Below are 22060 nucleotides of genomic sequence, written 5' to 3'. Positions count from 1 at the left end.
GTCCCGCATAACGTACGGATGACGGAGCGGTTTCAGGCCCTCGACGACCGGGCACAATCCGGGAGCGCAGCGGGCAACGCCGCCCGCTCTTGCTGTGTCCGGCGCCGCCGGGCCGGGCGATCCCCGAGGCTTCCGGCAGCTCGCCGCATCACCCCGCAGTGTCCACATGCTGAACCGGTGCTTCCACTTTTCGGGAAGCACCCCATCATGTAACCTGCACCAACTTCTCTTCCGCAGAGGGCCAACGTCGTCCCTCGGCACCTGCACTGGCCACCCGGCCAGGACGGCCAAGACGACGACGGGAGCCGCCGATGCGATCCGCATCCCACCCCGCCCAGCAGGGAATGTACGACCCGCGGAACGAGCACGACGCCTGTGGTGTCGGCTTCGTCGCGACCCTCACCGGCGAGGCGAGCCACGCGCTCGTGGAACAGGCGCTCACCGTCCTGCGCAACCTGGAGCACCGCGGCGCCACCGGCTCCGAGCCGGACTCCGGCGACGGCGCGGGCATCCTGCTGCAGGTCCCCGACGCCTTCCTGCGGGAGAGCGTCGCCTTCGCCCTCCCCGAGCCCGGGGCGTACGCCGCCGGCATCGCCTTCCTGCCCGCGGACCCCGCGGAGGCGGACACCGCCGTCTCGTCCATCGAGACGATCGCCCGCGAGGAGGGCCTCGCCGTCCTCGGCTGGCGCACCGTCCCCGTCGCCCCCGAGCTGCTCGGCGCGAGCGCCCGCGCCACCATGCCGGACTTCCGCCAGCTCTTCGTCAGTGACGGGGAGAGCACCGGACTCGCCCTGGACCGCAAGGCGTTCGTGCTGCGCAAGCGCGCCGAGCGCGAGGCCGGGGTCTACTTCCCCTCGCTCTCCGCCCGCACCCTCGTCTACAAGGGCATGCTGACCACCGGCCAGCTGGAGCCGTTCTTCCCGGACCTCTCCGACCGCCGCTTCGCCACGGCCATCGCGCTGGTCCACTCCCGCTTCTCAACCAACACCTTCCCTAGCTGGCCGCTCGCCCACCCGTACCGCTTCGTCGCCCACAACGGCGAGATCAACACCGTCCAGGGCAACCGCAACTGGATGCGGGCCCGCGAGTCGCAGCTGGCCAGCGACCTCTTCGGCGCCGACGGCAAGAGCATCGAGCGCATCTTCCCCGTCTGCACCCCCGACGCCTCCGACTCCGCCTCCTTCGACGAGGTCCTGGAGCTCCTCCACCTCGGCGGCCGGTCCCTGCCGCACAGCGTGCTGATGATGATCCCCGAGGCCTGGGAGAACCACGCCTCCATGGACCCGGCCCGCCGCGCCTTCTACCAGTACCACTCCACCCAGATGGAGCCCTGGGACGGCCCCGCCTGCGTCACCTTCACCGACGGCACCCTCGTCGGCGCCGTCCTCGACCGCAACGGCCTGCGCCCCGGCCGCTACTGGGTCACCGACGACGGCCTCGTCGTGCTCTCCTCCGAGGTCGGCGTCCTCGACATCGACCCGGCGCGCGTCGTCCGCAAGGGCCGCCTCCAGCCCGGCCGGATGTTCCTCGTCGACACCGAGCGCCACCGCATCATCGAGGACGACGAGATCAAGGCCGAGCTCGCCGCCGCCGCGCCCTACGGCGAGTGGCTGGAGGCCGGCCTGATCGACCTGGCCGACCTCCCCGAGCGCGAGCACATCGTGCACACCCACGCCTCGGTCACCCGCCGCCAGCAGACCTTCGGCTACACCGAAGAGGAGCTGCGCGTCATCCTCGCCCCCATGGCCAAGGCCGGTGCGGAGCCGATCGGTTCGATGGGCACCGACTCGCCGATCGCCGCGCTCTCCGAGCGGCCCCGGCTGCTCTTCGACTACTTCACCCAGCTGTTCGCGCAGGTCACCAACCCGCCGCTGGACGCCATCCGCGAGGAGCTCGTCACCTCGCTGGTCTCCTCCCTCGGCCCGCAGGGCAACCTCCTGGAGCCCACCGCCGCCTCCTGCCGCAGCGTCACCCTGCCGTTCCCCGTCATCGACAACGACGAGCTCGCCAAGCTCATCCACATCAACGCCGACGGGGACATGCCGGGCCTGAAGGCCGTCACCCTCTCCGGCCTCTACCGCGTCACCGGCGGCGGCGACGCCCTGGCCGCACGCCTGACCGAGATCTGCGCCGAGGCCGACGCCGCCATCGCCGACGGCGCCCGCCTCATCGTCCTCTCCGACCGCCACTCCGACGCCGAGCACGCGCCGATCCCCTCGCTGCTGCTCACCTCCGCCGTCCACCACCACCTCATCCGCACCAAGCAGCGCACCCACGTGGGCCTGCTGGTCGAGGCCGGCGACGTCCGCGAGGTCCACCACGTCGCCCTGCTCATCGGCTACGGCGCCGCGGCCGTCAACCCCTACCTGGCGATGGAGTCCGTCGAGGACCTCGTCCGGGCCGGGACGTTCCTCACGGACATCGAGCCCGAGGACGCGATCCGCAACCTCATCAAGGCCCTCGGCAAGGGCGTCCTGAAGGTCATGTCCAAGATGGGCATCTCCACCGTGGCCTCCTACCGCGGCGCCCAGGTCTTCGAGGCGATAGGCCTGGACGAGACCTTCGTCGACACCTACTTCCACGGCACCGCCACCAAGATCGGCGGCGCCGGCCTGGACGTCATCGCCCGCGAGGTCGCCGCCCGGCACGCCAAGGCCTACCCGGCCACCGGCATCGCGGCCAGCCACCGCCGCCTCGACATCGGCGGCGAGTACCAGTGGCGCCGCGAGGGCGAGCCGCACCTGTTCGACCCCGACACCGTCTTCCGGCTCCAGCACGCCACGCGCGCCCGCCGCTACGACATCTTCAAGCAGTACACCGAGCGCGTGAACGAGCAGTCCGAGCGGCTGATGACGCTGCGCGGCCTGTTCTCCCTCAAGACCGACCGGCAGCCCGTTCCGCTGGACGAGGTCGAGCCCGTCAGCGAGATCGTCAAGCGCTTCTCCACCGGCGCCATGTCGTACGGCTCGATCTCCCGCGAGGCCCACGAGACCCTCGCCATCGCCATGAACCGGCTGGGCGGCAAGTCCAACACCGGCGAGGGCGGCGAGGACCCCGAGCGCCTCCACGACCCCGAGCGCCGCTCCAGCATCAAGCAGGTCGCCTCCGGCCGCTTCGGCGTGACCAGCGAGTACCTGGTCAACTCCGACGACATCCAGATCAAGATGGCCCAGGGCGCCAAGCCCGGCGAGGGCGGCCAGCTGCCCGGCCACAAGGTGTACCCGTGGGTGGCGAAGACCCGCCACTCCACGCCCGGAGTCGGCCTGATCTCGCCGCCCCCGCACCACGACATCTACTCCATCGAGGACCTCGCCCAGCTCATCCACGACCTCAAGAACGCCAACCCCGCGGCCCGCATCCACGTGAAGCTGGTCTCCGAGGTCGGCGTCGGCACGGTCGCGGCGGGCGTCTCCAAGGCCCACGCCGACGTCGTCCTGATCTCCGGCCACGACGGCGGCACCGGCGCCTCGCCCCTGACCTCGCTCAAGCACGCCGGCGGCCCCTGGGAGCTCGGCCTCGCCGAGACCCAGCAGACGCTGCTCCTCAACGGCCTGCGCGACCGCATCGTCGTGCAGACCGACGGCCAGCTGAAGACCGGCCGCGACGTGATCGTCGCCGCCCTCCTCGGCGCCGAGGAGTTCGGCTTCGCCACCGCCCCGCTCGTCGTCTCCGGCTGCGTCATGATGCGCGTCTGCCACCTGGACACCTGCCCGGTCGGCATCGCCACCCAGAACCCCGTCCTGCGCGAGCGCTTCAGCGGCAAGGCCGAGTTCGTCGTCAACTTCTTCGAGTTCATCGCCGAGGAGGTCCGCGAGCTCCTCGCCGAGCTGGGCTTCCGCACCCTCAAGGAGGCCGTCGGCCACGCCGAGCTCCTCGACACCGGCCGGGCCGTGACCCACTGGAAGGCCCAGGGCCTGGACCTCGCCCCGCTGCTGCACGTGCCGGAGCTGCCCCCGGGCGCCGTCCGCCACCGCACCACCGAGCAGGACCACGGCCTGGCCAAGGCCCTCGACAACGAGCTCATCGAGCTCGCCGCCGACGCCCTGGCGGTCCCCTCGGCCGAGGACGCCCGGCCCGTCCGCGCCCAGGTCCCCATCCGCAACATCAACCGGACCGTGGGCACCATGCTCGGCCACGAGGTCACCAAGCGCTTCGGCGGCGCCGGCCTGCCCGACGACACCATCGACATCACCTTCACGGGCTCCGCCGGCCAGTCCTTCGGCGCCTTCCTGCCCCGCGGGATCACCCTGCGCCTGGAGGGCGACGCCAACGACTACGTCGGCAAGGGCCTCTCCGGCGGCCGGATCGTCGTCCGCCCCGACCGCGGCGCCGACCACCTCGCCGAGTACTCGGTCATCGCCGGCAACACCCTCGCCTACGGCGCGACCGGCGGCGAGATGTTCCTGCGCGGCCGCGTCGGCGAGCGCTTCTGCGTCCGCAACTCCGGCGCCACCGTGGTCTCCGAAGGAGTCGGCGACCACGGCTGCGAGTACATGACGGGCGGCCGCGCCGTCGTCCTCGGCGAGACCGGGCGCAACTTCGCGGCCGGCATGTCCGGCGGCGTCGCCTACGTGATCGACCTCGACCCCGACAACGTCAACAAGGAGCTGGCCGCCGCCGTCGAACCCCTCGACGCCGCCGACCGGCAGTGGCTGCACGACGTCGTGCGCCGCCACCACGAGGAGACCGCCTCCACCGTCGCGGCCGGCCTCCTCGCCGACTGGGACACCGCAGCCGGCCGTTTCCGCAAGGTCGTCCCGGCCACCTACAAGGCAGTGCTCGCCGCCAAGGACGCCGCCGAGCGAGCGGGTCTCTCCGAGACGGAGACCCACGAGAAGATGATGGAGGCGGCGACCAATGGCTGACCCCAAGGGCTTCCTGACCACCGGGCGCGAGGTCGCCGAGACCCGCCCCGTCGCCGAGCGCGTCCGCGACTGGAACGAGGTGTACGTCCCCGGCTCCCTGCTGCCGATCATCGGCAAGCAGGCCGGCCGCTGCATGGACTGCGGCATCCCCTTCTGCCACAACGGCTGCCCGCTCGGCAACCTCATCCCCGAGTGGAACGACTACGCCTACCGCGACGACTGGCGGGCGGCCAGCGAGCGGCTCCACGCGACCAACAACTTCCCCGAGTTCACCGGCCGGCTCTGCCCCGCCCCCTGCGAGGCCGCCTGCGTGCTGGGCATCAACCAGCAGCCCGTCACCATCAAGAACGTCGAAGTCACCATCGTCGACAAGGCGTGGGCCGCGGGCGACGTCACCCCGCAGCCGCCCGAGCGGCTCTCCGGCAAGACCGTCGCCGTCATCGGCTCCGGCCCCGCCGGCCTGGCCGCCGCCCAGCAGCTCACCCGCGCCGGCCACACCGTCGCCGTCTACGAGCGCGCCGACCGCGTCGGCGGACTGCTGCGCTACGGCATCCCCGAGTTCAAGATGGAGAAGCGGCACATCAACCGCCGCATCGAGCAGATGCGCGCGGAAGGCACCAAGTTCCGCACCGAGGTGGAGATCGGCCGCGACATCGACGCGGCGAAGCTGCGGGGGCGCTACGACGCGGTGGTGATCGCCGCCGGTGCCACCACCTCCCGCGACCTGCCCGTCCCCGGCCGCGACCTCAAGGGCATCCACTTCGCCATGGAGTACCTGCCCATGGCCAACAAGGTGCAGGAGGGCGACCTGACGGTCTCCCCGATCAGCGCCGAGGGCAAGCACGTCGTCGTCATCGGCGGCGGCGACACCGGCGCCGACTGCGTCGGCACCGCCCACCGCCAGGGCGCGGCCTCCGTCACCCAGCTGGAGATCATGCCCAGGCCGGGGGAGGAGCGCGGCGCGAACCAGCCCTGGCCCACCTTCCCCATGCTCTACAAGGTCACCTCGGCCCACGAGGAGGGCGGCGAGAGGGTCTACTCCGTCTCCACCACGCACTTCGAAGGCGACGAGGACGGCAACGTCCAGTGGCTGCACCTGGTCGAGGTCGAGTTCACCGACGGCAAGCTCGTCCAGAAGCCCGGCACCGAGCGGCGCATTCCGGCCCAGCTCGTCACCCTCGCCATGGGCTTCACGGGCACCGACCGGCAGAACGGCCTCGTCGAGCAGTTCGGCCTGGAGCTGGACGCCCGCGGCAACATCGCCCGCGACGCCGACTACGCCACCAACGTCCCCGGCGTGTTCGTCGCCGGCGACGCCGGGCGCGGCCAGTCCCTCATCGTCTGGGCCATCGCCGAAGGCCGCTCCGCCGCCCGCGGCGTGGACCGCTACCTCACCGGCACCAGCACCCTGCCGGCCCCGGTCCGCCCCACGGACCGCGCCCTGGCGGTCTGACCCGCTGGAAAGCCCGCCCGGCGGGAGACCCCGCCGGCGGAAAGAATCCGCCCGGCGCACCAGCCCGCCCGGCGGAAAGAGCTCGCGGCGCCTGCCCCACCCCGACCACAGGCGGCAGGCGCCGCGCAGTCCTGCGCCCTAGCCGGCCCGGCGCACCAGCAGATCGCGGAACTCCACCTTCGCGTCCTCCGTGTACACCCCGACGCTGCCCTCCCGGTACGGGCGCTCCCGGTCCTCGTAGGCGACCAGCCCCCGGCCGCCGACGCTCACCTCCATGCGCGCCCCGCGCTGCGCCACCCGCACGAGCGACCACGCGCCGACGGGGAACCGCCCCTGGCCGGTCGCCAGGAAGCGCTGCCCGCCCTCGTAGGCCGGGTCGCGCTTGCCGAGCTCCCAGCCGTTCGGCTTGAGGGTGATGTAGTAGAAGTGCTCGGGGTCGGAGTACGCCCACAGCAGCCACGGCACCTCCCACGGGTTGGGCGCGGGCGTGCGCAGCTGGGCGACCGTGCGCATGCGCGCCTCGAAGTCCACGTCCTCGAAGCGCTCCGTGGAGACGATCAGCCCGGCGTGGGTCTCGTCCGGCACGCGGGAGGGCCGGGGGGAGAGGAAGAGGCCGTCGTGGCGGCCGATGTTCTCGCCGTGGCCGTCGAAGACCGACCGCCACGGGCCGTGGACCGATCCCTCGGCCCACGGCCGGTCCGGTTCCTCGTCACCGGACCAGAGGCTGCTCACCGCGAGGGCGGCGCCCGCCACCGCGAGGGCGGCGAGCAGTGCGAGGCCGAGCAGCCGCTGAACTCTCGTCATGCCGTCGAGTATGACCCCGGCCCCTCGGGGCGGGTGGTGACCAGTTCGGCGGTATCGCCGTCCTCCGCGTCGGCGCCGAAGTCCTCCGCGAGCTGGGCGATGATGCGGTCGGTGGCGCGGCCGTCCCCGAAGGGATTGCCCGCCGTGGCCATCCGCGCGTACGCGGCAGGATCATCCAAAAGGTGGACGGCGGCCTCCAGGATGGACTCCGGTTCGGTGCCCACGAGCCGGGCCGCCCCGGCCTCGACGGCCTCGGGGCGCTCGGTGGTCGTGCGCAGGACGAGGGCGGGCTTGCCGAGGGTGGGGGCCTCCTCCTGGATGCCGCCGGAGTCGGTGAGGACCAGGTCGCAGGCGGCGAGGGTGGCGGAGAAGTCGAGGTAGCCGAGCGGCTCGGCGATCTCGATGTGCGGGTGGCCGGCCAGCTCGGGCAGGAGCGCCTCGCGGACGGCGGGGCTCTTGTGGAGCGGCAGCACCATCTCCACGTCGCCCCGGTCGGCGAGCCGCCGCAGGGCCCGGCCCATGGCGCGCATCACGGTTCCCTGGTTCTCGCGGCGGTGCAGCGTGACGAGCACGCGCCGCAGACGGGTGCGGAAGAGGCTGCGGCCGGTGCCCTCCTCCAGCACCCACAGGAGGTTGTCGATGACGGTGTTGCCGGTGGTGAACACCTCGGCCCCGGGGACGCCCTCGGCCGTCAGGTGGTCGGCGGCCCGCTGCGTGGGGGCGAAGTGCCAGCGCGCCATCCGGCCTATGAGGCGCCGGTTGAGCTCCTCGGGGAAGGGGTTGTCGAGGACTCCGGTGCGCAGCCCGGCCTCGACGTGGGCGATGGGGATGTGCTCGTAGAACGCGGCGAGGGCGCCGGTCAGGGCGGTGGTGGTGTCGCCCTGGACGACGACGAGGTCGGGGCGCTCGGCGCGGACCACCTCGCCGAGGCCGTCCACGAGGCGGGCCGTGAGCGTGGACAGCTGCTGCCGGTCGCGCATGACGTCGAGCTGGGTGTGGACCGGCACGCGCAGCAGGCCGAGCATCTGCTGGAGCATCTCGCGGTGCTGGCCGGTGGTGACGACGAGCGGTTCGAAGAGCGGGGAGAGCGCCATGGCGCGTGCCACGGGCGCGAGTTTGATGGCCTCGGGTCGGGTGCCCAGCACGAGCATGGCGCGTACGGGCGCGGTGATGAGGTCAGCGGACATGGTTCTCCCTGGGAAGGGCCTGACGAGCGAGCGGAGTGGGAGTGGTTTCAGGTGCGCGCGGTCTTCAGCCACGTCTGCTTGCCGGTGAGCATCCGCCACAGCCCCCACCATCCGGCCGCGAACCAGATGTAGCCGTAGAAGATGAAGACGTGCGACAGCAGGATCGAGCGCACGAGCCCGAGGCGGCGTTCGCGCCGGCGGTAGACGAAGCCGTACGCGTAGGCCGCGGTGAAGGAGAGCAGGTACGGGCCGATGATCCACATGGGGGTGATCAGCGGGCGCCCGGCCTGCACGGAGCCGATGGCGGTACCGGCCACCGCGACCAGGAAGGACAGCGGCAGCAGCGAGGTGAGCAGGATGAGGACCGGGCTGGAGAGGTGGTAGAGCAGGTCGACGGCGGCGCGGGTGGGGACGGAGCGCAGGATCAGCGGCACCAGCCCCGCCGACTGCAGGTGTCCCTGGAACCAGCGGGAGCGCTGGCGCACCAGGCGGCGGACGTCGAGCACGGCCTGCTGCGAGACCGCGGCGGCGGTGCAGTGCTGGTTGGTCCAGCCGCGGGCGATGAGACGGACGCCGAGGTCGAGGTCCTCGGTCAGCGAGTCGCTCCAGGGGCCGCCCTCGCCGCCGGGGGCGGCGAGGGAGTCGAGCGCGGCGAGCCGCATGAACTGTCCGTTGCCGCCCATTCCGACGCTGCCGATGTAGCGCCGGGCGCACTGGAAGATGTCGCCGTAGATGACGAATTCCATGTCCTGGAGCCGGGCCAGCAGGCCCTGGTCGCGGTTGTACATGCGTACGCCGACCTGGGTGGCGCCGACGCGCGGATTGTCGAAGAAGGGGTCGACGGACTGGACCACGTGTTCGTCGAGCCGGCCGTCGGCGTCGACGACGCAGACGATGACGTCGTGCGGGTCGTAGCCGTCCATGAGGCCCGACTCGCGCAGGTGGCGGATTCCGGCGTTGAGGGCGGCGCCCTTGCCGCGGCGGGCGTTCGGCAGGGCGCGCTGCAGGAGGCGGACGCGCTCGGGGTCGGCGGCGCGGGCGATGGCGGCGGTGCCGTCGTCGGAGGCGTCGTCGATCACCAGGGCCAGGAAATTGCCTGCGGGCAGGGCGGTGATGCGGGCGAGGCTTTCCGCGAGGACCTTTTCCTCGTTCAGGCAGGCGAGCAGAAAGACGTACAGGCGTTTCCGGCGGGGGCCCCGGACGCGGCGCATCCGGCGGCGGGAGAGCAGGAACATCGTGGTGTTGTAGCAGCCCGCCATCACGATGATGGCGATGGCGGATCCGAGCAGGACCGCGCCGGTCAAGGCCGGCCGCCCGGGCTGCGGTCCACTGCGGCGCGGACGGCGAACCAGAGCTTGACGGCTATGAGGGTGAGGGCGGTCGCGCAGTAGAGCAGGAATCCGGCCCCGGCGGCTTCCTGCAGTCCCCTGGCAAAGGGAATGCCCGGCAGCACTTCCGGTGCCACGGTGAGCCCGGCCATGGGCAGGACGGATCCCAGAGCGGGTTTTCCGTACATGAGTTCTCCCCCGTATGTCGCCTCGATGCGAGGCAAGGCATGCGCAGGGAAGGTATCAGATCTGACGAGTATTACTGTCGGACTTGGTGGCTATTGTTGGAGCGGAATCTCAAATTCGAAGAACCTACCGGTCGTTATGCCTGATCGTGGCCGGATGTGACGCGTGTGATTTCTGGTCTGCACCAATTTTCCTGAACGGAACTGCCCGCTCGGGACCGAACTTGTCTATTGACATGCATCCATCCCGGCCAGAAGAATCTGCGGACTGTCGGGCCCCTGTAAGAACGGCAGGGGTGGCGACCTTTGCGTTATCAGGGGGAATTCCATGCAAAAGAAGCGAGGGAGATCCAGGAAGTTCCGGATCTCCGCCGTCGCCATGCTCCTCGCCGCCCTGCTGGGCGGCGTCCTGCTTTCCTGGCCCGCCGGGGCCGCGATATCCAAGCCCGCGCGCAGCACCGACGCCGTGAACCCGCTCGCGCTCTCCCCGCAGAGCAAGCAGGACCTCACCGCCGCCGCCAGGGCACAGCTCGCCAACGACCGCCTGCGCCGCACGGGCGCCCTCACGGTCACCCCGGCCCCCGTGACGAAGGCCGTCACCACCGCAGCGGCGCTCGCCGCACCCGCCGGCACCTCGGCCCTCGTCCTCTACGACACCGCCGGCCCCTACGGGCAGCTGGGCGAGCTCTACGCCATGGCGACCGCCAACCTCGCCGGCCACTTCGGCACCGTCACCGCCAAACCCGTCTCGGCCTACACCGCCGGCATGGTCAACCAGTACACCGCCACGGTCTACCTCGGCTCGACCTACTACGGGGGCACCCTCCCCGACGCCGTCCCCGCCGCCTTCTACCAGGACGCCATGGCCACCAGCCGCCCCGTCACCTGGATCGGCGCCAACATCTGGAACATGGCCGGCGCGGTGGGCGTCACACAGTTCAAGCAGAAGTACGGCTGGGACCCCACCAACTCCTTCTACGAGACCGGCGGCTCGGTCGGCAACATCAACCAGGTCACGTACAAGAACCAGCAACTGACCCGGAAGATCCCCGCAGGCCAGGACGGGGGAGTGCTCCACCCCGCCATCGTCACCGGCCCCGGCTACCCCGCCGTCACCACCCTCGCCGTGGCCAAGGACGGCACCTCCGGCGCCACCAGCCCCTGGGCGATCCGCTCCGCGAACCTCACCTACCTCGGCGAGATCCCCTTCGCCTACGTCTCCGAGAGCGACCGCGTCATCGTCTTCGAGGACCTCCTCTTCGACGCCCTCGCACCCGGGACCGCCGAACGCCACCGGGCCTTCGTCCGCCTGGAGGACATCAGCCCCAAGTCCGACCCGGCCGAGCTGCGGGCCATCGCCAACTACCTCAAGTCCCAGAAGATCCCCTACGGGATCAACGTCATCCCCGTCTACACCGACCCCAAGGGCGTCTACAACAACGGCGTCCCCGAGACCATCACCCTCGCGCAGGCCCCAGCCGTCGTCACCGAACTCAAGAACATGCTCGCGGGCGGCGCCGTCCTGATGAACCACGGCTACACCCACCAGTACGGCACCGCGAACAACCCCTACAACGGCGTCACCGGCGACGACTTCGAGTTCTTCCGCGCCCACGTCGACGCCGCGGACAACGTGATCCTCGACGGACCGCCCGCGGAGGACTCCACCGCCTGGGCCCAGAGCCGCGTCACCCAGGCCCTGGCCGGATTCGCCGCCGCCGGACTGCCCAAACCGGCCCTGTGGACCACTCCGCACTACGCCGCCTCCGCCACCGACTACCGTGTCCTGGGCCAGAACTACTCCGCACGCCTGGAGCGCTCGTTGTACTTCGCCGGCACGCTCACCGGTGGCACACCGGACACCAGCCGCTACATCGGCCAGTTCTTCCCGTACGCCGTCAAGGACGTCTACGGCACCACCGTCCTGCCCGAGGACATCGGCAACTACGAGCCCGAGGCGTACAACAACCACCCGCCCCGGCTCCCCGCCGACCTCATCGCCTCCGCCAAGGCCAACCTGGCCGTCCGCGACGGCGTCGCCAGCTTCTTCTACCACCCCTACTACCCGGTGGCGCCGCTCCAGCAGACGATCGAGGGCATCAAGGCCCTCGGCTACACCTTCACCGGCCCCACGGACCTGAACAAGTGAACGCCGGGAAGAGGGCGGCCGGAGCGCTGCTCACAGCCGCCCTCCTCCTCGCCGCAAGCCTCACCGGCTGCTCCCCGGGCCCGGACCGGACCCCGGACTCCGGCGAGGAGACCACGCCCGCCCCCACCGGCAGCGCAAGGGCGGCCGGAATGCGCGGCATCACCCTCCCCTCCTGGAACACCGGCGACTACGCCGGCCCCGACGCCGCGCCCTACCTGCGCCAGATCGCCGCCACCGGCGCCCGCTGGGTCACCTTCACCCCCACCTGGTACCAGGACGGCACCACCGACGCCGGCATGCACACCACCGGCGAGACCGCGGACGACGACGCCCTGCGGCACATCATCGGCCTCGCCCACGCGACCGGCCTGAAGGTCATGGTCAAACCCCACGTCGACCTCGCGAAGGGCGGCGACCGGGCCGGCATCCGGCCCGCCGACCCGGACGCCTGGTTCACCGCGTACGAGCACTTCATCACCCACTACGCCGAACTCGCCGCCGCCACCAAGGCCGAACAGCTCGCCGTCGGCACCGAACTGGCCGGCACCTCCCGCGACGGCACCCGCTGGAGCAAGGTCATCCGCGCCGTCCGCGCCCGCTACCACGGCACCCTCACCTACGCCGCCAACTACGACGAATACCGCACCGTCCCCTTCTGGGACGACCTCGACCTCATCGGCATCGACGCCTACTGGCCCCTCGCCGACCGCCCCACCGCCGACACCGCCCGCCTCCGCGCCGCCTGGAAGCCCATCACCGGCGAACTCGCCGCCTTCTCCGCCCGCCACCACCGCAAGATCCTCTTCACCGAAGCGGGCTACGTCAGCCAGCGCGGCACCACCACCGCCCCCTACTCCTGGACCGTCAGCAAGAACGCCGGCGAGGACGAACAGGCCGCCGCCTACGAGGCGCTGCTCACCGCCCTCGACGGACAGCCCTGGTGGGCAGGGGTCTGCTGGTGGATGTGGGACGACTGGCCGGGCGCCGGCGAAACACCGCGCCGGCTCGCCTACACCCCGCACGGCAAACCGGCGGAGAGCGTGCTGCGCAAGCGCTGGGGCGCCCAGGAGTGAGGGAGCTCGCCCCTCCGCCGGCCGGGCACCCCCGGCCTGCGCGCGGGCGCCGCCTACCGTCTCCGGTCCACCGGGAACAGGGCCGTGACCTCCCAGCCGCCCTCCGGCGCCGGGCCCGCGCGCAGCACTCCGCCCATCGCCTTCGCCCGCTCGCTCAGGCCCACCAGGCCGAAGCCGCCGCCGCGGGCCTTCTCCGGGAGCCCGGCCGCGTGCCGGCCGTCGTCGGCGATGCGCAGTTCGACGCCCGCCGGCACCCCGCGCACGCCGATCCGCACGGCCGTGGCGTCGGCGGCGTGCTTACGGATGTTGGTGAGGGCCTCGCGCACCACGCGGTGGACGCCCGCGGCGACCTCGGCGGGGATCCAGTCCTCCAGGCCCTGCTCGACGTAGAGGACGACGGGCGGACCGGTGCGCGCGAACGCCTCGGTGAGGGCGCGCACCTCGGGCAGCCCGGCAACCGGCTCCGTCTCCGCCTCCCCCTCCCGCAGCACGCCCACCAGGCGGCGCATCGCGCCGAGCGCCTCGCCCGCGGAGGTCTCGATGCGCTCGAAAGCCCCGGCCGCCGCGGGCCCGTCCAGCGCGGTGAAGCGGGCGGCCTGGGCCTGCACGGCAATGCCGGTGACGTGGTGGGCGACGAGATCGTGGAGCTCGCGGGCGAGCTCGAGGCGCTCGGCGGTGCGGACGGCGGCCATGTCCCGCACGCGCCGGGCGGCGTGGCCGCGCAGGAGCAGCGAGTACGTGCCCACGACGACCAGCAGCATCGAGAACAGGGCCGTGAACCACTCCGGGTTGAGGTCGCGCATGGGCGCGGCCACCACGGCGACGGCGAGCAGCGGGCCCAGGACGCTCGCGACGCGGTCCCGGGACTTGCTGACGACGAGGGTGAGCAGGACGAGCAGGGCGATGCCCTCACCCATGCCCCACACGGCGCGGGGATGCGGCCCGATCATCAGGACGGCGGAGGCGGTCAGGGACACCCCGGCCGCGACGCCCGCCCGCACGGTCAGAGGGATCCACGCGTAGGGCACGGCGCACAGGCACACCAGGACGCCCGAGGCGAGCACGACGGCGTGCGGCTCGCTGGGCCGGCGGGCGAGCGTGCTGCCCTCGAAGGCCACGAGGCACAGCAGCGCGGCCCCCAGGGCACCCTTCGCGACGACCGCCCACCGGGGGTGCCGGGCGGCCCAGCCGGCCCACCCGGCCCGTCCGGTCACGTCCCGCCCGCGGCCAGCCCGCTCTCCCACGCCCAGGCGGCGATCTCGACGCGGTTGCGGGCGGCGAGCTTCGTCTGCACGTTGGCCAGGTGCGTCTTGACCGTGGACAGGGAGACGAAGAGCTCGGCGGCGATCTCGGCGTTGGTCGCGCCGCGCGCCAGGCAGCGCACGACGTCGGCCTCGCGGTCGGTCAGCGGCTCGGCGGGGGCCCGCACCGGGCCCGCCGGGCTGCCGGGAGCCATGTCCCGCAGGAGGCGGACGGTGATGGCGGGCGAGATCAGGGAGTCGCCCACGGCTGCCGCGTGCACGGCCTCGACGAGCATGGCGGGGCTCGCGTCCTTCAGCAGGAAGCCGGAGGCGCCGTTGCGCAGCGCGGTGTGCACGTACTCGTCCAGGTCGAAGGTGGTGACGATGACGATGCGCGGGCGCCCGCCGAGCTCCGGCCGGGCGGCCGCGCGCTCCGACAGGCGGCGGGTGACCTCCAGGCCGTCGAGCTTGGGCATGCGGATGTCCAGGAGCAGCACGTCGGGCTCGTGCTCCTCGACGGCGGCCAGGGCGGCCTCGCCGTCCACGACGTCGGCGACGACCTCCAGGTCGGGCCGGCTCTCCAGGATCATGCGGAAGCCGGTGCGGACCATCTCCTGGTCGTCCGCGATGACCACGGTGATCGCCATACTCGTTCCTTGCGGTTCCTCGTGCTGTGCCGGCCGTACCGCACGGCCCTGCGGCATGACCCGCCGTACGGGGGCTCTCCGGTGCCGCCCGCGCCCCTCCATGTCAGCCGGGGCCGCGGGCCGCCGCAACCGCGGGTCAGGCCTCCGTGCGGCCGGACCGGCGGGCGGCGAGGCGGCGCACGCCGTACGCACCGCCGCCCAGGGCGAGCAGGCAGGCGCCGCCCGCGAGGGCCGGGGCGCCGATGTCGTGCCGGCCCTTGATGACCTCGCCCGCCTCGACGACCCGCTTGACGGGGTTGCTGGAGGCGGCGTGCAGGACGCGCGGGCGGGGCGAGGCCTGGGGCTCGCCGCTGTTGCGCACGGTGACGACATGGCCGGAACCGGTGGTGGTGCCGCCGGCGGGCTTGGTGCCCTTGCCACGGACCGCGGTGGGCTCGGCGCCGTCGGGGGTGTGCCGCAGGGCGCCCGAGGCGAAGTCGTAGTAGTTCGTCAGCTGGGCCCCGTCCAGGGAGGCGCGCAGCGTCGGCTTGCGGGTGTCCCCGCCCAGGATGCGCAGGTGGAGCCGGTCGATGTCGGCCGCGGGGCGGGAGGCGTCGATGACGCGCCGCTGCTTGCCGTGCTTGGTCACCGTGACCGTCGTGCCGCGCTCGCCGGAGGCCAGCTGCGCCCGGCTGCCGTCGGGCAGCCGGACCTGCCGGACGACCGCGGTGCGGCCGGAGCCGCTGTCGCTGCCGCCCGCGGCGGCGGAGCGGGCGTCCGCGGCGAACGCACTGGCCGTCGGCCAGGCGACCGCGCCGACGGCGGCGGCGAGGACGGTGGCGGCGGCGATGCGGTGCTTGGCGGACACGGGGGCCCTTTCCGTAACGGTCGGCTCGGCTGCGGCCGCCGGGCGGCGGACCACGACCTTCACGTTACGGGCCTTCACGGCGCTCACACCTCGACTGTCCGACCATTCTCGCCTCGGCCGAAAGGATGACGAAGGCCCGCCCACGTCATACCGGAGTCGTGCGGGCGGGTGCCGGAAGCGGGTGCGTGATTGGGCCGTACGGGCGGCCGGTGCCGCCCGTACGGCGCAGCGAGTGGTGCGGCGTACTCATGCGGTGCCGGGCCGGTACGTTCCCTCCGCCGCGGCGGTGATCAGCCGCGACGGCGAGGGTCCGGCGGAATCACCGGGTCCCCGCACGTACGGCAGGAAGAAGCACCCCGCAGGGGTCACGCGCCGCCCAGCCTCGCCGCGGCGCTCTTGATGTCCGCCGCGAACGTGCTCACCTCGGTGTAGACGCCCGGGTAGTGGGGCCGCGCGCAGCCCTGTCCCCAGCTGACGATGCCGACCTGGACCCACGCGCCCGCGCCGTCCTTGCGGAACATCGGGCCGCCGGAGTCGCCCTGGCAGGTGTCGACGCCGCCCTGGTCGAGGTATCCGGCGCAGATCTCCTCGCCGGGTATGAGGTTGCCGTACGCCTGCTGGCAGGCGGTGTCGTCGACGAAGGGCACGGTGGCCTTCAGCAGGACCCGCTGCTGGGCGCCGCCCTCGCGGTCCGCGCCCCAGCCCGCGATGGTGAAGGTGCCGTTGTTGTACGCGGTGGTGTCGGCGGTCTTGAGCGTCGGCAGGTCGACCGGCCGGGCGAGCTTGATCAGCGCCCAGTCCTTGCCGGAGCCGTTGTAGCCGGGTGCCTGGATGACCTGGGTGGACTTGACCTTGATCGCCTGAGAGGAGCTCAGGTCGGCGACCCCGGCGGTGGCGGTGATGGAGGTGTTGGCGCCGCTGCCGCTGACGCAGTGGGCGGCGGTGAGGACGATCTGCTGGGTGTAGAGCGATCCGCCGCAGCCCATGGACAGCCGCACCATCCACGGGAACTCGCCCTGCTGGGCGGGGGTGCCGCCGACGACGCCCTCGTGGGGGCGGGGGTCGCGCGGGCCGTCGGCGAGGGCGGTGCCGGCCGCGAGCGTGAGCGCGGCCAGGGCCGCGGCACCCGCGGCGAGGGTTCTCCTGAGCGTGCCGGTGAAGAGGAAGGTGCGCAAGGGTCTTCCTTTCGTGGGAGGTTACGCGGCGAATGGCAGGCTCATGACAATCCGGCCGTCCGATTACCGGAATCGAGCCTTCGCTGCGCGGTGCGATTATGAGCAGCGAACGAACGTGCGACAAGCACCCCGTTTCGGCCAGCCCCTCCCGCAGCCCCGCCACCGGCGCCGAGGACTGCCGCCTCGCGGCACACCCCCCGTACAGTGGAGACGACGGGCGCAGCGGCCGGCAGGGGGACCCCAGGGGGTGGTCACGCGTGGGCACCGGGACCGGAACGGGCAACGGCGTCGAGATCGTGCACGGCTACCCGCACATCGAGACCGTCCGCGCCGCGATCACCGCACTCTACAAGCGCCTCTCCTACGACACGGTGCACACCTTCGAGCTCAGCGTGCCCCCGGCCGACGTCGCCTTCGACGACGACGAGAACCCCTACCTCGGCGTGCAGCGCGTCGCCGGCGCCATGGTGCGCCACCTGCGCCTGCCCGACGCCCGCATGATCGTCAGCTTCCGCGACATGCGGCACGCCGGAAGCGTCGAGCTCGCCGCCGGGCCCGAGTACTTCATCGAGCTCAACTCCCGCTTCAAAACCCACCGCAAGGACATCGGCGCCGCCCTCTCCCACGAGGTCATGCACGTCTACCTGCACCGCCTCGGCCTCGCCTTCCCCGGCACCCGCGACAACGAGGTCCTCACCGACACCGCCGCGGCCTACCTCGGCTCGGGCTGGCTGCTGCTCGACGCCTACCGCGAGTCCGCCGTCTCCACGCAGAAGCTCGGCTACCTCACCCCCGAGGAGTTCGGCTACGTCCTCGCCAAGCGCGCGCTCGCCTTCGGCGAGGACCCCTCCCCCTGGTTCACCAGCCCCCAGGCGTACGAGGCGTACACCAAAGGCCTCGCGGAGGCACGCCGCGACGGCCGCCGCCCCCCGCTCGCCGCGGCCGGACGCCTCGGCCGCCACCGCTACGCCCGCGACCGCCGCGCCGTCCAGAACGCCCGGCGCAGCGCCCCCTCCGGCTGGGGCTACGCCTTCGAGGGCCACGACCCGCTGCGGGTGAGCTTCCCGTGCCCCACCTGCCACCAGCGCATCCGGGTGCCGGTGCGCGGGAGCGTACGGGTGCGGTGCGGCCTGTGCCGGTCGGTGCTGGAGTGCGACACCTGACCCGGTCGTACGTCCGTACTAGGACTGCCCGTAGCAGAGGCAGAAGGGGTGCCCCGCCGGGTCGCTGAAGACCAGGAAGCCCTTCCCCTCACCGCCGTTGTCGTGCAGGAACACCGCCCCGAGCCCGGTCACCTCGCCGCGCGCCCGCTCCGCGTCCTCGCGCGTGCCCACCGCGAAGTCCAGGTGGAACTGCTGCGGGAACGCCGGGTCCGGCCAGCGCGGCGGCCGGTGGTCCTTCGCCTCCTGGAAGGCGATCCGCTCCCCGGCGGGGGAGGCCAGCACCACCCAGGACGGGTCGGAGGCGTCCGCCTCCCAGCCCAGGATCCGGCCGTAGAAACCGGCCAGCGCGGCCGGGTCCGGGCAGTCGATGACGGGATACATCAGCTTCGCGATCACGAACCGATCCTGCCCCGCCGCGGACAGGAGTCCAACACCCGTACCTCTTTTGTCCATGGGCGCCACGCCCCTCGCGCTCCACTGTGATCCCGTGGCCACCGGTACCCAGGAGGAGCGCAGCGTGGACGACACCGCCCCGCACACCCCCACCCGCCGCGCCGTGGTCGCCACGGGTGCCGCCGGGCTCGCCGCCCTCACCACCGGGCTCACCACCGGGTCCACCGGGACGGCCCGCGCCGCCGCACCCCCGGCCGAAGCCGTCCTGCGCTCCACCGCCCTCGACGTACGCGTCGCCACCGCCTTCCCCTACGTCATCTCCTACACCGACCGCACCACCCAGGACGTCATCCACGGCCAGGACGACCCCGTCACCACCCTCCTCATCGACGAGCACGACCACACCCCCCGCGTCACCACCACCCTCCGCGCCGACCACGCCGCGTACACCCTCACCCTGAGCGGCGGCACCCGCATCGACATCGAGATCCGCGTCACCGGCATGCGCGTCGACTGGCGCGTCACCCGCATCACCGAAACCCCCGCCCAGCGCATCGGCACCCTGCGCATCCCCGGCCTCGCCCTGCTCAGCGTCCGCAGCACCCAGCCCGGCGCCGAGCTCCTGGCCGCCCGCATCCAGCTCGACAAAGCGAAGAACGGCGACACCCTCGTCCGCCCCGGCCCGCACACGCCCGCCGACGAGGCGCCCATCGGCTGCGCCTACGCCGTCGTCAGCACCGGCCGGCTCGCCGCCGCCGTCGACGCCAACACCGTCCAGGACCGCCCGGACGCCGCCACCGCCTGGGAGAACGGCCGCCTCCGCCGCCAGACCCGGACCCGGCCCTACGGCACCGAGGCCCGCATCACCTGCGGCCAGTGGACCCACCGCGCCGCGGGCGCCGCCACCACCGACACCGAACCCCTGCCCCACGCCACCGTCATCGTCACCCGCGACCGCAACGGCGACGGCCACGCCGACTGGCAGGACGCCGCCATCGCCCTGCGCGACATCATGACCGAGCCCCTCGGCGCCGCCGACCAGCACCTGCGCGTCGTCCCCCACATCCCCTTCAACTTCGCGAGCCAGGCGACGAACCCCTTCCTCGCCACCCTCGACAACGTCAAACGCATCGCCCTCGCCACGGACGGGCTGCGCCAGTTCACCCTCCTCAAGGGCTACCAGTCCGAAGGCCACGACTCCGCCCACCCCGACTACGGCGGCAACTACAACACCCGCGCCGGCGGCCTCACCGACCTCAACACCCTGCTACGCGCCGGAAGGAAGTGGAACAGCGACTTCGCCGTCCACGTGAACACCACCGAGTCCTACCCCGTCGCCCACGCCTTCTCCGAAACCCTCGCCGACAAGGACAACAGACAGTGGGACTGGCTCGACCAGTCCTACAAGATCGACGCCCGCCGCGACCTGCTCTCCGGCGACATCGTCCGCCGCTTCCGGCAGCTGCGCGACGAGACCGACCCCGCCCTCACCACCCTCTACATCGACGTCTACCGCGAGTCCGGCTGGACCTCCGACCGGCTCCAGCGCGCCCTGCGCGACCAGGGCTGGCAGATCACCACCGAATGGGGCCACGGCCTGGAACGCTCCAGCCTCTGGGCGCACTGGGCCAACGAGACCGACTACGGGCCCGACACCTCACGCGGCATCAACTCCCGCCTCATCCGCTTTCTCCACCACCATCACAAGGACGTCTTCGCCGACAAGTGGCCCCTCCTCGGCACGCCCAAGCTCGGCACCTTCGAGGGCTGGCAGGGCAAGACCGACTGGGAACCCTTCCACCGCCTGCTGTGGACGGAGAACCTCCCCGCCAAATACCTGCAGGCCCACCCCATCCGCACCTGGGGCGAGCACGAGATCACCTTCGAGGGGCCGGCACGCACCGCCGTGAGCGACGCCGACGGCACGCGGACCATCACCACCGACGGGCGCACGGTCTACCGCGGTGGCACCTACCTCCTGCCCTGGCAGCCGCGCGAGGCCCTCGACCCGGCCAAGCTCTACCACTACCACCCCACAGGCGGCACCACCCGCTGGCAGCTGCCGCGCGGCTGGGCCCACCGCAGCACGGTCGTCCTCCACCGGCTCACCGACCAGGGCCGCACCGACCCCGCCGAGCTGCCCGTCCACGACGGCCACGTCACCATCGAGGCCGCACCCGGACAGCCGTACGTCCTCACCCGCGGCCACGGCCGCTCCCCGGAACCCGCCTGGGGCGAAGGCACCCCCCTGTACGACCCCGGCTTCCACTCCGGCAACCTCGACGGCCGGCAGGTCACCGGCCCCGCGACCGTCGAACGCAGCCCCCTCGGCGACTGGGAACTCGTCATCCACGGCGGAGCCGCCGCCACGGTGGGACAGCGGCTCGCCCGGCTGAAACCCGGCACGTATGCCGCCTCCGTACAGGTCGAGGTCGGCGCCACCGCCGGGGAGCGGCGCCGGGCCGGCCTCGAGGTCCGCACCGCCGACGGCGTCACCGCCGCCAACTGGACGGACACCTCCACCGCCGTCAACCACGTCGCCGCCGACCGCAAACACGGCACCCGCTTCCAGCGCATGACCACCCGCTTCACCGTGCCGCCGGGCGGCGGGCCCGCCACCTTGACCCTGACCGCCGCCGAGGGCGCCGCACGCGTCCGCTTCGACGCCCTGCGGGTCGTCGCCGCGCCGGCGCCCGCCGAGCGCGCGGGCGCCCTCGTCTTCGAAGACTTCGAACACGTCCCCCACGGCTGGGGCCCCTTCGTCAAAGGCGACGCCGGCGGCGCCACCGACCCCCGCACCCACATCGCCCAGCGCCACGCGCCCTACACCCAGCGCGGCTGGAACGGCAAAGCCGTGGACGACGTCATCGACGGAACCCAGTCCCTGAAATCCCGCGGCGAGAACACCGGACTCGTCTACCGCACCGTCCCCCACACCGTCCGCTTCCGGCCCGGACAGCGCTACCGCATCACCTTCCGCTACGAGAACGAGACCGCCGGACAGTACGCCTGGATCACCGGCGTGGACACCCCCGAAAGCCGCGAACTGCAGCGCACGCCGCTGCCCGCCGCCCACACACCGTCCACGCACACGTACGAGTTCACGGCCCCGGAGACGGGCGAGGCGTGGGTGGGGCTGCGCAAGACGGGCGACAGCGGAACGGCGGAGTTCGTCCTGGACGGCTTCACAGTCTACGAAGCGGGCAGCACGACGGGCCTCTAGCGGCGCCGGCCCGCCGGGCCTCTAGCGGCCGGCACGCCGGGCTCCTAGCGGCCGGCCCGCCGGGCTTCCAGCGGCCGGCCCGCCGGGCCTCTGGTGAAGCTCACCGCCATGCGCGAAGATCGGCCCACGCCGCCGACACCGCGGGAGGCCGGGACCCGTGTACCAGACATGGATGCGCTACTTCAGCCCCGGCCCCGTCCACCACCGCCTCGGCCTCGTCTGCCTCGGCGTCGGCCTCCAGCACGGGGCACTGCCCGCCGTGGCCCCGCAGCGTGACCCAGCCTCCTCGGGCGCGATGGGCGTTGGTCCACGACTGGAGGGTGTCGT

At 72.5% G+C, this 22060-nt stretch carries 15 protein-coding genes; 6 read left to right on the top strand and 9 right to left on the bottom strand.

The genetic code is table 11. From position 1 onward, the window contains the following. The first annotated feature begins 311 nt into the window (after nt 1–311). Nucleotides 312–4865, top strand: coding sequence for a glutamate synthase large subunit (gene gltB, locus ACSNOH_RS10795; protein WP_436721043.1), 4554 nt, complete (start codon nt 312–314; stop codon nt 4863–4865). Beyond that, nucleotides 4858–6318, top strand: a complete 1461-nt coding sequence (locus ACSNOH_RS10790; RefSeq protein ID WP_436721042.1) for a glutamate synthase subunit beta — start codon at nt 4858–4860, stop codon at nt 6316–6318. Before gltB ends, ACSNOH_RS10790 begins: the two co-directional genes overlap by 8 nt. A gap of 138 nt (nt 6319–6456) precedes the next feature. Here ACSNOH_RS10790 and ACSNOH_RS10785 read toward each other — a convergent pair whose 3' ends face one another. Genes ACSNOH_RS10785 through ACSNOH_RS10770 form a run of 4 tightly spaced genes read right to left on the bottom strand, consistent with a single transcriptional unit; the run spans nt 6457 to nt 9825 of the window. Further along, the gene (locus tag ACSNOH_RS10785) at nt 6457–7122 is read right to left on the bottom strand and encodes a family 16 glycoside hydrolase (RefSeq protein WP_436721041.1); all 666 of its coding nucleotides are present in this window, start codon (nt 7120–7122) and stop codon (nt 6457–6459) included. Then, complete coding sequence (wecB, locus tag ACSNOH_RS10780) at nt 7119–8309, bottom strand: non-hydrolyzing UDP-N-acetylglucosamine 2-epimerase (protein WP_436721040.1); 1191 nt, start codon at nt 8307–8309, stop codon at nt 7119–7121. Before wecB ends, ACSNOH_RS10785 begins: the two co-directional genes overlap by 4 nt. Nucleotides 8310–8356: 47 nt before the next feature. Beyond that, nucleotides 8357–9613: a glycosyltransferase family 2 protein gene (locus tag ACSNOH_RS10775; RefSeq protein WP_436721039.1), complete on the bottom strand. Its 1257-nt coding sequence runs from the start codon at nt 9611–9613 to the stop codon at nt 8357–8359. Next, the gene (locus ACSNOH_RS10770) at nt 9610–9825 is read right to left on the bottom strand and encodes a hypothetical protein (RefSeq protein ID WP_436721038.1); all 216 of its coding nucleotides are present in this window, start codon (nt 9823–9825) and stop codon (nt 9610–9612) included. The genes ACSNOH_RS10775 and ACSNOH_RS10770 overlap by 4 nt, the downstream gene beginning before the upstream one ends. Nucleotides 9826–10150: 325 nt before the next feature. On the opposite strand from ACSNOH_RS10770, the gene ACSNOH_RS10765 reads away from it, so the two are divergent. Both ACSNOH_RS10765 and ACSNOH_RS10760 read left to right on the top strand, forming a co-directional pair. Further along, nucleotides 10151–11971 (top strand): DUF2334 domain-containing protein, encoded by a 1821-nt coding sequence (locus ACSNOH_RS10765; RefSeq protein WP_436721037.1) that lies wholly within the window; start codon nt 10151–10153, stop codon nt 11969–11971. Next, nucleotides 11968–13044 (top strand): glycoside hydrolase family 113, encoded by a 1077-nt coding sequence (locus ACSNOH_RS10760; protein ID WP_436721036.1) that lies wholly within the window; start codon nt 11968–11970, stop codon nt 13042–13044. Before ACSNOH_RS10765 ends, ACSNOH_RS10760 begins: the two co-directional genes overlap by 4 nt. Nucleotides 13045–13097: 53 nt before the next feature. Here the strand turns inward: ACSNOH_RS10760 and ACSNOH_RS10755 are convergent, their stop codons facing one another. The 4 genes from ACSNOH_RS10755 to ACSNOH_RS10740 form a co-directional block, all read right to left on the bottom strand. Further along, a complete protein-coding gene (locus ACSNOH_RS10755) occupies nt 13098–14258 on the bottom strand; it encodes a sensor histidine kinase (protein WP_436721035.1) in 1161 nt (386 codons plus the stop codon). Next, nucleotides 14255–14932 (bottom strand): response regulator, encoded by a 678-nt coding sequence (locus ACSNOH_RS10750; RefSeq protein WP_436721034.1) that lies wholly within the window; start codon nt 14930–14932, stop codon nt 14255–14257. The genes ACSNOH_RS10755 and ACSNOH_RS10750 overlap by 4 nt, the downstream gene beginning before the upstream one ends. Before the next feature lie 136 nt (nt 14933–15068). Continuing rightward, nucleotides 15069–15866 carry a hypothetical protein gene (locus ACSNOH_RS10745; protein ID WP_436721033.1) on the bottom strand — a complete coding sequence of 266 codons (798 nt, stop codon included), beginning with the start codon at nt 15864–15866 and terminating at the stop codon, nt 15069–15071. Nucleotides 15867–16144: 278 nt separating this feature from the next. Next, a complete protein-coding gene (locus ACSNOH_RS10740) occupies nt 16145–16954 on the bottom strand; it encodes a S1 family peptidase (protein WP_436721032.1) in 810 nt (269 codons plus the stop codon). A 257-nt stretch (nt 16955–17211) separates the two neighbouring features. Between ACSNOH_RS10740 and ACSNOH_RS10735 the strand changes: the two genes are divergently transcribed. After that, on the top strand, nt 17212–18117 hold the full coding sequence (locus ACSNOH_RS10735; RefSeq protein WP_436721031.1) for a hypothetical protein: 906 nt from the start codon (nt 17212–17214) through the stop codon (nt 18115–18117). An 18-nt stretch (nt 18118–18135) separates the two neighbouring features. Here the strand turns inward: ACSNOH_RS10735 and ACSNOH_RS10730 are convergent, their stop codons facing one another. Then, a complete protein-coding gene (locus ACSNOH_RS10730) occupies nt 18136–18513 on the bottom strand; it encodes a VOC family protein (protein WP_436721030.1) in 378 nt (125 codons plus the stop codon). Nucleotides 18514–18604: 91 nt separating this feature from the next. On the opposite strand from ACSNOH_RS10730, the gene ACSNOH_RS10725 reads away from it, so the two are divergent. After that, nucleotides 18605–21733, top strand: a complete 3129-nt coding sequence (locus ACSNOH_RS10725; RefSeq protein WP_436721029.1) for an endo-alpha-N-acetylgalactosaminidase family protein — start codon at nt 18605–18607, stop codon at nt 21731–21733. Nucleotides 21734–22060 lie beyond the last annotated feature (327 nt).

It is taken from the genome of Streptomyces sp. URMC 127 (genome assembly GCF_051386535.1).
Lineage (GTDB): Bacteria > Actinomycetota > Actinomycetes > Streptomycetales > Streptomycetaceae > Streptomyces.
This window is presented reverse-complemented; position numbering and strand designations above follow the sequence as displayed.

Bases quoted from the DNA above. Each gene is read 5' to 3' on its own strand.
- gltB (WP_436721043.1), top strand. From the start codon at position 312: ATGCGATCCGCATCCCACCCCGCCCAGCAGGGAATGTACGACCCGCGG.
- ACSNOH_RS10790 (WP_436721042.1), top strand. From the start codon at position 4,858: ATGGCTGACCCCAAGGGCTTCCTGACCACCGGGCGCGAGGTCGCCGAG.
- ACSNOH_RS10785 (WP_436721041.1), bottom strand. From the start codon at position 7,122: ATGACGAGAGTTCAGCGGCTGCTCGGCCTCGCACTGCTCGCCGCCCTC.
- wecB (WP_436721040.1), bottom strand. From the start codon at position 8,309: ATGTCCGCTGACCTCATCACCGCGCCCGTACGCGCCATGCTCGTGCTG.
- ACSNOH_RS10770 (WP_436721038.1), bottom strand. From the start codon at position 9,825: ATGTACGGAAAACCCGCTCTGGGATCCGTCCTGCCCATGGCCGGGCTC.
- ACSNOH_RS10765 (WP_436721037.1), top strand. From the start codon at position 10,151: ATGCAAAAGAAGCGAGGGAGATCCAGGAAGTTCCGGATCTCCGCCGTC.
- ACSNOH_RS10750 (WP_436721034.1), bottom strand. From the start codon at position 14,932: ATGGCGATCACCGTGGTCATCGCGGACGACCAGGAGATGGTCCGCACC.